Source organism: Lactococcus sp. FSL K6-0773, from assembly GCF_038006485.1.
GTDB classification, from domain to species: Bacteria; Bacillota; Bacilli; order Lactobacillales; family Streptococcaceae; genus Lactococcus; species Lactococcus lactis.
On the sequence record NZ_JBBOVF010000001.1, the window covers coordinates 899,970 to 913,683 of the forward strand.

The window sequence follows — 13,714 nt, forward strand, 5'->3', positions numbered from 1 at the left end:
TTTATGCTGATGCAGTTCCACTTTCGTCACTACTTTCTTGCGTCGTTCCTGAATTACCTGACTGACTGTTAGAACCACCCGTAGTCGCACCGCTATTAGTGTCTGGACTACGTCCATTTTGTCCAAAGCGATTTTGCATTTGTTCTTGAAAATTATTTTGCTGTGATTGATTACTTTGGCCCTTACCAATGAAAAAGCCACCTACTCCACCAACAATTAATGTTAGTAATGAAACAAAAATAATTTCTTTCCCCTTTAAAAGTTTAAGAACTTTTTTCATTTTGGAATCCTTTCTTTTCTTGATAAATTGATTATAATTGTTAAAACTTAATTTCAACCCAAGTAAAACTTAAGCTTTTCTAAAAGTTAAATAATATTTTCTTGAGTATTCTGTCAGTAAAATATTAACTTTAAAAAATAAAAAAAAGTCGCTCACAAGAGCGACTTTTCACTGACCATTCTGTCAGTAAATTTATTAATTAAAAAGCAAAGTAAATACAAAGCGCAATTACTGACAGCACTGCTGTAAATAACCAGAAGACAATGTCAATTTTCCATTCTGACCAACCAGCTGCTTTTCCAGAAAATCCACCGAGTTCAAAATGATGATGAATAGGAGTCATTCTAAAAATACGTTTACCACCTGTTTTCTTGAAATAAGCAACTTGTAGCATCACTGAAAGTGTTTCAATGACATAAACCGCACCAATTAAAAGCAAAGTCCATTCGGCATGAAGTAAGATTGAAACAATTGCAAGAAAACCACCCAAAGCCAAGGAACCAACATCACCCATGAAAATTTTTGCTGGTTTGTGATTGAAGACAAAGAATCCAAGCAAACCACCAATGACTGACAAGATAATCAACAAAACATCGTACTGTTGATGTGCTACTGCGATAACTGCATAAGCTGTCAGTGAAATCGCAACAGTGATTGAAGCAAGACCGTCGATTCCGTCAGTAAGATTGACCGCATTTGACCAACCCACAAGCCAAATAATAATGAAAATTGAAAAGAAAATCCCAATATTAAATTCCCAACTTAAAAGATGAATAATATGAGATTTTTCCCCATGACTATAAATGAAATAGGAAACAATCCCAATTAAAATTTGAGCCAACATTTTTTGTTTGGCAGTCAAACCTTCATTAATTTGTTTGAATACTTTCAAAAAGTCATCTAAGAAGCCAATGACAGCATACATGGCAAAGACCCACCACGCAGTAATGAAAGCTGGACTAAATTTGCCAAAAACCAAAGCGGCAATTAATGAAACTACTAAACTCACAACAACGAAGACAAAACCGCCCATTGTAGGAGTCCCAGCTTTACTTGCATGCTGTTTTACATCTTCAAGGGTTGGTTGCCCACCCAATTTTTTCTTGTGGAAGAACATAATGAAGCGAGGAATACCAATGATTGTTATAATCATTGTAATTACCGCCGCCACTATCCCATTCAATAACATTTTCTTCTCCTAATTTTTGAAGCTCCACATAGACTAGTGTCTGTGGAGCCTCAATTAATAATTTTTAATTTCCCATTTTAACAGTTAGAGTTTGACCTTTTTTAACATTGGTAGAAGTTTCGATACTTTGAGTCAAGACTTTATTTCCTGACCCTTCATAAGTTACTTTAATTCCAAACCAATTAGCCAATTGCTCAACTTCTTTTTTCGACCAATCATACATATCAGGCATCACCTGATCTTTATCATTCGTCAAAAGTAAAATTCGTGAATTTGCTGAAACTTTTTCACCTTCAGCAATCGATTGAGCAGTTACTTTTGCCCCTGTCCCGATAATAACTGGACTAAGGACAGTGCGGCGTAAGCTATCAGCAGTATCTCCTGAATCTTTGCCTTTATAATTCTCAATGGTCACTTTACCAGCTTTAGTATCAGTATCAGCACTAACTGATAAATCATTTTTCATTGCTTCAGCACTTGTTAACAATGGATTTGCCACTCGAGCAATATATTTAAGTGTCCAACTTTCTGTAGGAATTTTTACATTCATATAGAAAATAAAATCAGGATTCTTAGCAGGATACATCACAACAGCAGAGTAAAGGTAATCTTGAGAACCTGTCATATAACCACCCGTTGTTGAGGCAATTTGGGCCGTCCCCGTTTTAACCGCAGCCGGTTCACCATTGACCATAAATAAAGGACCAGCAGCAAGATTTTGCTCAGAATCGCCACTTGTTGAATAAGATGTTCCGTAAACAGGGTCAGTATTTACTGTTAACATCAAATCACGCACACCACTTGCTGCATCATTAGAGACCGGATGTCCAACAACTTCTGCTTTAGAAGTCAAACTTGTTTTTGTATTCGGATCTACTACTTTGCTGACAATATGTGGCTCAAGCATTGTTCCATTTCCAGCAATAGCCGTCCAACCTCTAATCAATTGAAGTGGAGTAACCGCAACCCCTTGACCAAATGAAGATTGAATTTGCGAAACGGCATTTGACGAAGGAAGGGCTCCCGGATTTTCACCATCTAAACCGGCTCTTACTTTAAGACCAAATTTAAATTTATTAAGATAACTTCCCCATAAAGCATCTCCCATATTCATTTCAATTTTACTCATCCCAATATTTGAAGATAAAGCAAAACCTTGAGCATAGGTTACGGTTTCTGGCAAAGTATAACTTTTATTTTCTGTTACATCCCAGTCATTAATCGTTGTATCATAAACTTGAAGTTTCCGTTGGTAAGTTTCATTAAGATTTACTTTTCCACTATCAAGCGCTCCAGCCATCAAGAAAGTTTTAAATGTTGAACCCGGTTCAAAGGCTGATTGTGAGAGCAAACTGTTCCAAGTGAAATACTTTTGTTTCTCAGCATCATTGATCGTTGTTGCCGTATAGGTTGGACGTTGACTTGTTGCTAAAATCTCACCGGTATGAGCATCAACTAAAGTTCCTGAAAGTTGTTGTGCTCCAGTATCCGTAGCCGCCTTGTCCATATATCCTTCAAGATTTCTTTGAAGTTGTGCATCAAGTGTAGTATAAACGTCTTGACCATTTTTAACAGGTTCAATGACTTTAGTTGTTCCTGGAATTGGGCGACCATAGATATCTTTTTGATAAGTTTCTTTACCATTTTCACCACTCAAAACATTATTGAAGGCTTTTTCCAAGCCCATATCACCCTTGAGATCTTGAGTACCATTTTCATCTTTAGGACGAGCAATACCAATAAATTGAGAAGCAAAATTTCCAAAAGGATAAGAACGAGAAATATTTGCCGTGAAACCAAGTCCAACAATTTTTTCATTCTCAGCCGCTTTTTGAATCTCTTTCATTTTTTCAAGAGAGATATCACTACCTTTAGGGCCAAATTGAACTTGTTTCAATTTAGAATTGAGCTGCTTTTTAATTAAATCGCGGTCAATTCCAAGTTTACTATTTAAGAAATCTTCAACTTTGGTAAAATCTTTCTTATCAATATAAAGAGGATTTCCATTTGAATCAACCTGTGTTTTATCAATTACAGCATAAATTGTATAGGTACTTGAGTCTACCGCAATAGCCGCACCTGTACGGTCATATATTGTTCCACGCTTCGCATGAACTGTTTCTGTGCTTTGATAGTTGCTCTTGGCCATCGTTGTAAGATTGGTTCCACCGACATGATTGACGGTAATTAGCCAGACAAAACGAAATATAAAAACCGTAAACAGCGCAATAGCTAGGAAAAACAGGCTCTTACCTACTCGTTTACGATTTCTTTCTGTACTCCAATTCGTTTTTCGGGCATTTCGTGATACTTTTCTAAAAGGAAAGAAAATTAGTTTTTTTAAAAATTTTATCATTTCGTTGCTTTCAATACATTAGAAGGATTTTGTTTTAAATCAGCTTTATTCGCCGTATCAAGCACTTTAGTACCTGATGTTAAATCTAAAATTTGTTGATCATACTCAGTTTTTCGGGTTGTTTCTTGAGAAATTTTTGAACGTAAGTCCATTGTATTTCCTTGAACTTCAAGTGTCTTAGTCTTAACATAAAGTAGACCAACAGCCAACACTAAAGCAGCAACTACCATTGTCAGATAGAATACCTTTTCAACACCAGAAAACTTTTTAAACTTACTTGCTAGAACTTCTGGCGCTAAAGTTTCCGTATCAATGAGATAACTATCTTTTTTCGCCGCAGTTTCTATATCGAAGTATTCTTTAGGCTGTGCTGCCATCTTTGCCTCCACTCGTTTATCTTACTAAAGAAATTCAGCTTACTCTCTTCACCATTGAAAAGAGAAAAGCTAAATATTGTTATTTCATTTATATAAGACATCCAAAAACAATCCTCAAGTGGGAAAACCCTCTTTATTAGACCAACTTGTTATTTGATTAATCTCTTTGTTTTTGCGCTACTCTTAATTTTGCACTATGAGCTCGATTATTAAATTCGAGTTCTTCTTCGCTTGCAAGAACTGGTTTGCGATTAATCAATTTTAGTTTAGCTTCCATATCTTTAGGAAGCATCGGTAATCCCTTGGGAACATTAACTGTACTATATTCTTTGAAAATTGTTTTTGTTAAACGATCTTCCAAAGAATGGAAAGTAATTACCGAGATTCGACCATCAACTTTTAATAAATCAATGGCTTGTTCGATTGATTCTTCCGCTGCTCCAAGTTCATCATTTACTTCAATACGAATCGCTTGGAAAATGCGTTTGGCTGGATGCCCTTTTTTCTTGAGTTCTTTTTGAGGCAATGCAGATTTTATTAAATCTGCAAGCTCAATTGTTGTCTCAATAGGTTTAATTTTTCTTGCTTGTTCAATCTTACGAGCAATTTGTTTAGAGAATTTATCTTCGCCGTAGCGGAAAAAAATGCGAACTAATGCTTCGTAAGGATAATCATTTACAACTTCATAAGCAGAAAGAGTTTGATTTTGGTCCATCCGCATGTCTAATCTTGCCTCTTTTTTATAAGAGAAACCTCGTTGACTATCATCGAATTGTGGGCTGGAAACTCCTAAATCATAAAGAATTCCATCAATTTTCGTGACTCCTAATTCAGCTAAAGCTGATTTAAGATAGCGAAAATTACTTTTAATCAATGTTACTTTATCTTCTGCAAGTTGCTCACTTAAGCGTACTTTTGCGTTTTCATGAGCAGTTTCATCCTGGTCAAATGAATAAAGATGACCATTAGTCAGTTTACTAAGAAGATACTCACTATGTCCTGCGCCACCTAGTGTCGCATCAACATAAATTCCATTTGGCTTTACTTCAAGCATATCTACGGTTTCATGTAGTAAGACTGTATCATGCTTAAATGCTATTGTTTTTGGCAAGAGCGCCGTCCTCCTTGTATACTTACAGTTTATTATATCACTTTTTTTCTATTTTTGTAGTAGTTTACATGATTATGTAAAGATTTTTTTAATAAAAAGGCTTACATGAACTGCATTTGCATCTATTACTGGCTTCTTTGATGTCAATTCAATTTACAAGTTGTGTAAACATGACTTTTTATAGTTTAACAATTAATACTAAAAATAGACTGAAATTAATCAGTCTATTTTTTCAAATAAAGAATTTTTTTTATTCGTTTTTAATTCTCCTGTCGCCATTACTTCTACAAGAATTAAACTCAATACTGCAATCATTACTAGTAAAAATAAGAGATATTGAACTAATTGATAGTGACCGGTTGTATATGTTATTTTTAATGTCTTCGTGAACATTTGATAGAAAATTAATATTCCACTTGTTCCACCTAACAAAAGTGATAATCCTAAATTACTCAAACCAGCATCTCTTAAGCGTCTTACATGAATCGTAAGTTGTGGGAAAAATGTTCCTAAGATAAATAGGAAAAAGAATAAACGCAAGACCATACTACCAATAAAATTATAGCCAAACATTATTTGTTCAAATTGATTGAAAAGATAGATTAAAAACAGAAAAAGAATAACGGTCAGTCCCCAAAACAGTTGCACCCACCAAAAATTTCTTCTTGTCGTTCTTCCGCGAAATTCAAAGTAATTTTTAAAATAGTCCTTGAATATACCTGATAATGTCTTTGTCTCTGGTAAATTATTAAATTCTTGAGAAGAATTAATCTCGTATTCCTTGAATTTTAAAGCTCTAGGCGAACTTGGAAATAGGTTAAGTATCAAGAGCACAAGAGTTCCTAGACCAAGGATAAAATTAAGAAAAATAAGTCCCCAAGGTAAATCTGCATCATTCAATCTCCGAACAGTTAGAGCAATGAAGGACAATAAACTTCCAAAGAAATATAGATTAAATATTAATTGAAAGAATGAAGCAAAAGTTTGCCATAAAGTCGTTAGTTGATAAAAATCTAGTAGATTAAAGAAATGATAAGCTTTAAACAAGATGACAAATATTATGATATGAGTTAATAAGGCTGACCAAAAATCTTTACGACTGGTTTTTTTATTGAAAGTGAAAGCTCCCAGCCAAAATTTTTTATAAGCTTGAACCATATTTTACCTCTCTATTTTTTAATTATTCATAAGTTCTTGAATCATCTTCTTCGTCAATGCCATATTTGGTTGGAAAAAGGCAAAGAATATAAATAATGAAATTGATAAATCCAACAAAATAACCCATTTTTGCTAGAAGATCTTGATGAATAAACATTGTAACCAGCCCATAAATTGCAGCTACTCCAAAAACAAGAGCAATCCACCAAGGAAACCTAGCATCACGTAAACGACGAGCTGTCAAACTGATATTAGGAACAAGAATAGCTAGACCAATGAGAGCTGTAACAATAACTATTACTAATGCTCCACCCGTGGGGTTGGCATATAAGTCTGTCACCTGTTGAATAATTTCTTTTTGTGATAAAGTTGCAGATTGGCTCATTATTTTCCCAGCTTTAGGGATTGTCACCATAAAGTTTAAAATGCTGAGAATCGCAAATATGATTGAATTAGTCAAGAAAACCCACCAATAATCCGAACGATTTGAATAAGATTTTAAATCTCCTGCTTTTTTCCAATATTTGATGTATGCTTTAATCATTGTTATTCCTCTTTACTTATAATATTATTTACTGACAGAAGGTCAGTTATTTATTCCAAACTTTTTTATTAAGTAAACTCATATTTTTATTAAAAGATTATTTAAACATTTTTTCAATATTTTTATCTGGAATCACCCACATTGAAAAAATTAAGGCTGAACCAACAAGCATGATTACTGGAGCTATAAAATAACCTAATAAAATACTGACAATATTGAGCACAACACTTAGGATATTTTTTCTAATCGTTGTCTCAGACGTCTTACGATGTCCATTGATTTTCAATAATTCTCTTGTCAAAAGTAGATAAATAAAATTCCCGAAGAAAAAGATAATCACATAGCCTAATTCTGGGATAAATGAATTAGGATAGATTGATACCCAGTTAGAAAAAATAGGAATAAGTGATAAGACAAAAAGAAAACTAATATTTATCCATAGAACTTTTCCATTAATTCTTTTGATGCTTTGAAAAAGATGATGGTGATTGACCCAGTTAATAGCCAGTATAAAAAAACTTACAAAATAGACACCCAGATGCGGAAGTAAAGCAATAAAACTTTGTAAGCTATCTGAATCTGGACGGACCAATTCTAAAACTAAGACAGTCATGATAATTGCGATGACAGCATCCGTAAATGCTTCTAAACGTGTTTTACTCATTTTTAACTACTAAATTATAAAATACGACTTCAGTTTTTAAATTACAAACCTCTCCTTTCAGTACTATGGTTGATATCTCATTATAACATATTGAGTTTAATTCATAAAAGAACTTTAACAGAAGTTCTTAATGGTAAAAAATCTAATTTTACTTCATAATATCTCCTTTGGAGATAAAAAGCCCCAATAAATTGAGGCTTCGAATTTATAATAAAAACGCCCTTATCTTATATAGGAGAAGGCGTTTTTATCTATGGCTCTTTGACTTGGAAGTTGGCACATAGTATATAAAGATATTTTAGCCTTTTTCAAAAGGCTTGTCAGTAACATTTGCTAACAACTCAAAGAAATTTATCTAAAACTAGCTTTTTAAAATTTATTTTTTTATCTTTTGATTTCTAAGAATTTGGATCAGCATTTCGCATAACATACAGATTATTCCCGCACAGGCACCAACAATACCTACGAACAAGAAAAAATAATTTTGATTATAATGCCCATAAATTGAAAAAAACAAACAGACCAAAATGATTAAAACCCAAATTTTATTTACTTTCACATATACTCCAATATTTTTAATAGTGTAACTACAATTTAATTTTAACATTTATTATTTTCGGTTTATACACATTTGTGGTTGCAATTTTACACTAATTACGATTTCGTCATTTAAAAGATAAAAAGCCCTGATTAAAAATCAAGACTTTTTCTTAATAATATTCGATTTATTTGCTCAATAAACGTTTAGCCTGAGCTAAGGCTTCTTTAGTTAAATCTTCACCAGCAAGCATTTTCGCAATTTCATTTACTCTTTCTTCAGCGTTTAATTTTCTAACTGTGGAAGTAGTAATGTCATCGGTTGAAGCTTTTTCAATATAAAATTGTCTATCGGCAATGGCCACAACTTGTGGAAGGTGAGAAATTGCAAGAACTTGCCCATGTCTAGCAATTTTATATATTTTATTAGCAATCGCTTGAGCAACACGACCAGAAACACCAGTATCGACCTCATCAAAAACAATGGCTGTTTTATTTTCACGTCTTGAAAAGCTTGATTTTATAGCGAGCATTAAACGTGAAAGTTCACCACCCGAAGCTGTTTTTGCCAGCGGTTTAAATCCTTCTCCCGGATTGGTTTGAATAAAAAATTCAACATGCTCATTCCCGTTTGCCGAAAACTTTGCCCCTTCAAAACTAACTTTGAAATCAGCTTTTTCCATATAAAGCTCAGAAAGTTCGTGTTTAATATCTTTTTCAACTTCTTTGGCAATTTTATGGCGCGCTTCATTAAGTTTTTTACTTGCTTCAATGAGTTGAACTTGTGCAACTTTAACTGAATTTTCTAGATTTTCTGAGTCATTTTCCGAACCCGTCAGTTCTGAGAGTTCAAGTTGGACTTTCTCTAAATAGTTCATCACATCGGACAGTTCTGGCCCATATTTTTTCTTCAAAGTGGTCAAGGTCATAATCCGGTCTTCAATTTGTAAAAGTTCAGCTGGATTAAATTCTAAATCACTCATGATTCTTTGAATTTGATTAGCAACTTCTTCTAATACATAATAACTTTCAGCTGTCTTGTCAGCAAGTTCTTGATAGTCATTATCAAAGTTACTAATTTTATCCAATTCTGTCATTGTTGTTCGGATATTATTAAGACTTGAATAATCATTATCTTCATCATCAAGCGCTAGATAAGCACTACTAAGCGAATCAGCAATATTTTTAATATTATTTAACTTTTCTCGGCGATTAACTAATTGTTCATCTTCTTCAAGATTAATTTCCGCCGCTTCAATTTCTTCAGCCTGAAATTGAAGAATTTCAATTCTTTGAGCAAATTCTTGCTCATTTTTTTGTCGTAAATTGAGCTGTTGACGCAAATTTTTGAAGTTTTCAAATTTGAGTTTGTAATTATTTTTTATCTGATCAAAGGCTTCGTCACCAAATTCATCAAGTAAACGAAGATGGCTTTTCGGGTTCATCAATTCTTGGCTATCGTGTTGACCATGAATATCAACTAATAATTCACCCACTTGTCTTAGCGTAGCTAAATTAACCATTTGACCATTGATTCGACAAACGGAACGACCATTAGCAAAAATCTCACGTCTTAAAATAATTTCAGAATCTACTTCTTCAAAGCCAAGTTCTAATAATACCGCCTTCAATTCTGGAGTTTTATCAAAGAAAAAGAGACCTTCTATTTCGGCTTTGTTTGCCCCATGCCGCACAAAATCACTCGAAGCACGCCCACCTAATAATAAAGACATTGCATCAATAATTATTGATTTTCCCGCACCAGTTTCCCCAGTTAAAATCGTCATTCCACTCTCAAAGGATAGATGAATTTCTTCAATAATTGCAAAATTTTTGATTGAAATCTCTTGTAACATCAAAATTTCCTTTCTCAAAAATAAATGACAAGGCTATTAGTAACCCAATAACCTTATCTTTCCTACTTTGATTCTTTTTTTACTGACAGCTATTAATTCGCTCAAAATATTCAGCAGAATTTTGTCACAATATTCTTGTCAGTAAATTTAAAATTCTGTCAGTAAATTATAAAGATTTTTAGCATCTTCTTCCATTTCAAAAATAACTAAAGCACTATCATCATCAATAATGATTGAAAAAATATCATCGCTATATTCTTCCAAAAGATAATTTTTCACAAGACTTGTTGTCCCTGGATTAGCAAGAATCCAGAGCATATTATCTTTGATTTTTGTTCCCGTAATTGCATCAAAAGCTAAGGCTTTATGAAGGCTTGACTGTAAAACTTCCTTGTTTTTTGGTAAATCATAACGATAACCACCAGATTCAGCTGGCACCTTGATTAGGGCAAGTGATTTAATATCGCGGGAAACGGTCGCTTGAGTAACGTCAATTCCATGAGTTAAGAGGGTATTCACAAGTTCTTCTTGCGTTTTAATTTCGTTTTCACGGATAAATTGAGCAATAAAGTTTAATCGGTCTTCTCTTTTCATAGTTCTTCACTTTCTTTTTGTAAAACTGATTCAATATTAACCTGCTGAGCAATTTCTGCTTTTCCATCTTTAAGTAAATGGACAAGAAATTCAACGTTTCCAGCCCCACCCTTGATTGGCGAAAAGGTCAAACCTTTTACTGAAAAACCAAGTTGAGTGGCTGTTTTTAAAACTTTTTCAATAGTCATTTGGTGAACTTTGGGGTCACGAATAATTCCATTTTTTCCGACTTGTTCACGTCCCGCTTCAAACTGCGGTTTAATAAGAGCTGCTACTTCGCCATTTTTTTCCAAAATTTCATAAAGTGGCGGTAGAATTAAATCTAAAGAAATAAAACTAACATCTATACTAGTAAATGACGGTCTTCCTTGTTCAAAGTCAGCTAAAACAGCATTTCGGAAATTAAATTGTTCCATAACGACAACGCGTTCATCTGAGCGAATTTTCCAAGCCAATTGATTGGTTCCAACATCTAAAGCATAGACTAATTTGGCACCATTTTGAAGCATTACATCAGTAAAACCACCAGTTGAAGAACCAATATCAAGACAAGTTTTTCCATTAATTTCTAAATGAAATTCTTTAAGAGCCTTTTCTAATTTTAACCCTCCTCGACTAACATATCTTAACTTTTCACCTTTAAGACGAAGTTCTGTTCCATCATCAATTTTCTGACCAGGTTTATCGTAACGCTCTCCTGATTTACTATCAACAACTAGACCAGCCATTACTCCTCTTTTGGCCTGCTCTCGTGTTTCAAACAAACCTTGATTCGTGGCAAGTACGTCAATTCTTTCTTTCATGTAGATCTTTCTTTATAGTAATTATACGTATTTTTCTTAGAAATGTAACTAATAATTTCTTTTTATATTTCTATTTTTTTTATTTCACTTCCAATTGCTCAATAATTTTAAAAATTTCAGAGCTGTCAGTAACTGATAAGTCTGTCAGTAATTTTTTAACTTCTGACAAATTTCCTGTCAGTGATTTTTTTGCTCCCTCAAGTCCTAAATGAGCAACATATGTTGATTTCTCCTCTAAAATATCCTTACCTGGTGTTTTTCCAAGCTCAGCAAAAGTTGCTGTGACATCTAAAATATCGTCTCGAATTTGAAAAGCCAATCCCAAAATTTGCCCCACTTGACGAAGTTTTTCAACTTCATCCGTTGATTTTTGAGCAACAATTCCAGCAGCTACAAAAGGAAAAGTTAAAAGTCGCCCAGTTTTCAAGCGATGAATCTGCTCAATTTCAGCTAATGTCAACTCTTTTCCTTCACCAGCCATATCCAAGATTTGACCCGCAACCATTCCATAAGAACCTGAAGCAAAGGCCAATTCACGCGTCAACGCTACTATTATTTCTGCGGATAAATCAGCAGTTGAAAGGATAAAGAAAGGGTCAAAAAATAAAGTATCACCAGCTAAAATTGCAGTTGCCTCGTCAAATTTCTTGTGATTAGTTAACTGCCCTCGACGATAATCATCATTATCCATTGCTGGTAAGTCATCATGGATTAAAGAACCCGTATGAATCATCTCAAGTGCGGCTGCCACATGATAATGAGCCTTACTCAATTCTAAATCAAAAGCCTCTAATAGGTTTAAAAAAAGGAGGGGGCGAATTCGTTTACCGCCTGCCAATAAAGAATATTTTGCTGATTCGGCTAAGCCAGTTGGAAATTCAGCGCTTTCATAAAATTCAGTTAAAAAGTCTTCTAACTTTAGTATCTTCGTATCCATTACCCTAATTATACCAAAATTCACGGCTAAAAACCGTGATGATTTGTGGAAATTTTTTTATTTTTTAAATCCATTTCATTTTTATAAGTGAGCCTTTTGCTCATTCATTGCTAATACTCTTGTAATATTTTCACTCGTTCGCTCAACGTTCTTTGCGCCGTCAGCCAAGGCATCTGACAAAGATTGTGCTTGACTCAAAACACCAAAAATAGCGGTCATTCCTTCGTCATAAAGAACATCTGCTCCATCCCCAATATATCCTGCCAAAGCAAAGCAAGGTTTCTTGTATTTTTTAGCAATTTTACAGACGCCATAGGGTGCTTTACCAAATTTTGTCTGATAATCCATTCCACCTTCACCTGTAAATACATAATCAGCTTCTTTAATTTTATCTTCTAAGTATATTGTTTGTGCAACAAGCTCAATTCCTAATTGCATTTTTGCATTGGTAAAAGCAAGCAAACCTGCTCCCAAACCACCTGCTGCACCAGCTCCCGGTTTATTTTTAACATCTTTCCCCAGATCATTATGAACAATTTCTGCATAATGCTTCAAGTTTTCATCCAATACTTTGACCATTTCCTCAGTTGCTCCCTTTTGTGGTCCAAAAACATAAGAAGCGCCATTATTTCCGGTTAAAGGATTGGTGACATCAGTAGCAATTAATATTTCAATTTCTTCCACTCTTGGGTCAAAATCACTCATATCAATTGTTCTAACTTCTTTAAGGAAACCTCCACCAAGTGGAATCTCTTCTTGGTCTTTATTTAAAAATTTAGCTCCCAAAGCACGAGCCATTCCAGAGCCACCGTCATTAGTCGCACTTCCACCAATGCCAATGATGATTTTATCTACTCCTTCATCCATTGCAGCCTTAATTAATTGTCCTGTTCCATAGGTTGATGTAATCATTGGATTTCTATCTTCCAAAGCAACCAATTCCAGACCATTTGCCTTTGCCATCTCAATGACCGCCGTATTTGAGTTTCCCAAAATACCAAAATAGGCCTCTACATTTGTATTTGCAAATGAACCTTGTACTTTTTTATATACCCGTCGTCCACCCGTTGCATCAATCAAAGCATCTGTTGTCCCCTCACCACCGTCAGCCATTGGCATAGAAATTATTTCAGCTTTAGGAAAAACTTTTTTAATTCCTTTTTCCATTGCTTGACAAACTTCCAGCGCACTCAAACTTTCTTTGAAAGAATCTGGCGCTAATACAAATTTTTTCTTCATTTAATCTACTCTTTCTATAAAAGACTTGACCATAACTCTATCTACTATTAGTATATAACAAATAAGATT

13 protein-coding genes are annotated in these 13,714 nt (G+C 34.1%); all 13 read right to left on the reverse strand.

All coding sequences use genetic code 11. From position 1 onward, the window contains the following. Position 1 precedes the first annotated feature (1 nt). A complete protein-coding gene (locus tag MHB61_RS04345) occupies positions 2–280 on the reverse strand; it encodes a hypothetical protein (protein ID WP_003131365.1) in 279 nt (92 codons plus the stop codon). Positions 281–479: 199 nt separating this feature from the next. Next, the gene (mraY, locus tag MHB61_RS04350) at positions 480–1,469 is read right to left on the reverse strand and encodes a phospho-N-acetylmuramoyl-pentapeptide-transferase (protein WP_010905599.1); all 990 of its coding nucleotides are present in this window, start codon (positions 1,467–1,469) and stop codon (positions 480–482) included. Positions 1,470–1,533: 64 nt separating this feature from the next. Then, positions 1,534–3,825: a penicillin-binding protein gene (locus MHB61_RS04355; protein WP_137016204.1), complete on the reverse strand. Its 2,292-nt coding sequence runs from the start codon at positions 3,823–3,825 to the stop codon at positions 1,534–1,536. Further along, the gene (gene ftsL2, locus MHB61_RS04360) at positions 3,822–4,202 is read right to left on the reverse strand and encodes a cell division protein FtsL (protein ID WP_003131357.1); all 381 of its coding nucleotides are present in this window, start codon (positions 4,200–4,202) and stop codon (positions 3,822–3,824) included. Before ftsL2 ends, MHB61_RS04355 begins: the two co-directional genes overlap by 4 nt. 157 nt (positions 4,203–4,359) lie before the next feature. Further along, on the reverse strand, positions 4,360–5,313 hold the full coding sequence (gene rsmH, locus MHB61_RS04365; RefSeq protein ID WP_010905597.1) for a 16S rRNA (cytosine(1402)-N(4))-methyltransferase RsmH: 954 nt from the start codon (positions 5,311–5,313) through the stop codon (positions 4,360–4,362). 219 nt (positions 5,314–5,532) lie between these two features. Next, entirely contained in the window at positions 5,533–6,471 is a 939-nt protein-coding gene (locus MHB61_RS04370) for a DUF805 domain-containing protein (protein ID WP_003131355.1), read from the reverse strand. Between the two features lie 22 nt (positions 6,472–6,493). After that, positions 6,494–7,015 carry a DUF805 domain-containing protein gene (locus MHB61_RS04375; RefSeq protein ID WP_003131354.1) on the reverse strand — a complete coding sequence of 174 codons (522 nt, stop codon included), beginning with the start codon at positions 7,013–7,015 and terminating at the stop codon, positions 6,494–6,496. Positions 7,016–7,112: 97 nt separating this feature from the next. Further along, positions 7,113–7,679, reverse strand: coding sequence for a TMEM175 family protein (locus MHB61_RS04380; RefSeq protein ID WP_137016206.1), 567 nt, complete (start codon positions 7,677–7,679; stop codon positions 7,113–7,115). A 725-nt stretch (positions 7,680–8,404) separates the two neighbouring features. Further along, positions 8,405–10,072 carry a DNA repair protein RecN gene (recN, locus tag MHB61_RS04385; protein ID WP_003131352.1) on the reverse strand — a complete coding sequence of 556 codons (1,668 nt, stop codon included), beginning with the start codon at positions 10,070–10,072 and terminating at the stop codon, positions 8,405–8,407. Positions 10,073–10,219: 147 nt separating this feature from the next. Beyond that, positions 10,220–10,666 (reverse strand): arginine repressor, encoded by a 447-nt coding sequence (locus MHB61_RS04390; RefSeq protein ID WP_003131351.1) that lies wholly within the window; start codon positions 10,664–10,666, stop codon positions 10,220–10,222. After that, complete coding sequence (locus MHB61_RS04395; RefSeq protein ID WP_003131349.1) at positions 10,663–11,469, reverse strand: TlyA family RNA methyltransferase; 807 nt, start codon at positions 11,467–11,469, stop codon at positions 10,663–10,665. Before MHB61_RS04395 ends, MHB61_RS04390 begins: the two co-directional genes overlap by 4 nt. A gap of 79 nt (positions 11,470–11,548) precedes the next feature. After that, entirely contained in the window at positions 11,549–12,406 is an 858-nt protein-coding gene (locus MHB61_RS04400; protein WP_003131348.1) for a polyprenyl synthetase family protein, read from the reverse strand. Between the two features lie 81 nt (positions 12,407–12,487). Beyond that, the gene (locus MHB61_RS04405) at positions 12,488–13,645 is read right to left on the reverse strand and encodes a glycerate kinase family protein (RefSeq protein WP_003131347.1); all 1,158 of its coding nucleotides are present in this window, start codon (positions 13,643–13,645) and stop codon (positions 12,488–12,490) included. Positions 13,646–13,714: the final 69 nt, after the last annotated feature.

Excerpts from the sequence above, each read along its gene's own strand:
- ftsL2 (WP_003131357.1), bottom strand. The coding sequence starts at position 4,202 with ATGGCAGCACAGCCTAAAGAATACTTCGATATAGAAACTGCGGCGAAA.
- MHB61_RS04355 (WP_137016204.1), bottom strand. The coding sequence starts at position 3,825 with ATGATAAAATTTTTAAAAAAACTAATTTTCTTTCCTTTTAGAAAAGTA.
- MHB61_RS04345 (WP_003131365.1), bottom strand. The coding sequence starts at position 280 with ATGAAAAAAGTTCTTAAACTTTTAAAGGGGAAAGAAATTATTTTTGTT.
- MHB61_RS04380 (WP_137016206.1), bottom strand. The coding sequence starts at position 7,679 with ATGAGTAAAACACGTTTAGAAGCATTTACGGATGCTGTCATCGCAATT.
- MHB61_RS04405 (WP_003131347.1), bottom strand. The coding sequence starts at position 13,645 with ATGAAGAAAAAATTTGTATTAGCGCCAGATTCTTTCAAAGAAAGTTTG.
- MHB61_RS04395 (WP_003131349.1), bottom strand. The coding sequence starts at position 11,469 with ATGAAAGAAAGAATTGACGTACTTGCCACGAATCAAGGTTTGTTTGAA.
- MHB61_RS04390 (WP_003131351.1), bottom strand. The coding sequence starts at position 10,666 with ATGAAAAGAGAAGACCGATTAAACTTTATTGCTCAATTTATCCGTGAA.
- recN (WP_003131352.1), bottom strand. The coding sequence starts at position 10,072 with ATGTTACAAGAGATTTCAATCAAAAATTTTGCAATTATTGAAGAAATT.
- MHB61_RS04370 (WP_003131355.1), bottom strand. The coding sequence starts at position 6,471 with ATGGTTCAAGCTTATAAAAAATTTTGGCTGGGAGCTTTCACTTTCAAT.
- MHB61_RS04375 (WP_003131354.1), bottom strand. The coding sequence starts at position 7,015 with ATGATTAAAGCATACATCAAATATTGGAAAAAAGCAGGAGATTTAAAA.
- MHB61_RS04400 (WP_003131348.1), bottom strand. The coding sequence starts at position 12,406 with ATGGATACGAAGATACTAAAGTTAGAAGACTTTTTAACTGAATTTTAT.
- mraY (WP_010905599.1), bottom strand. The coding sequence starts at position 1,469 with ATGTTATTGAATGGGATAGTGGCGGCGGTAATTACAATGATTATAACA.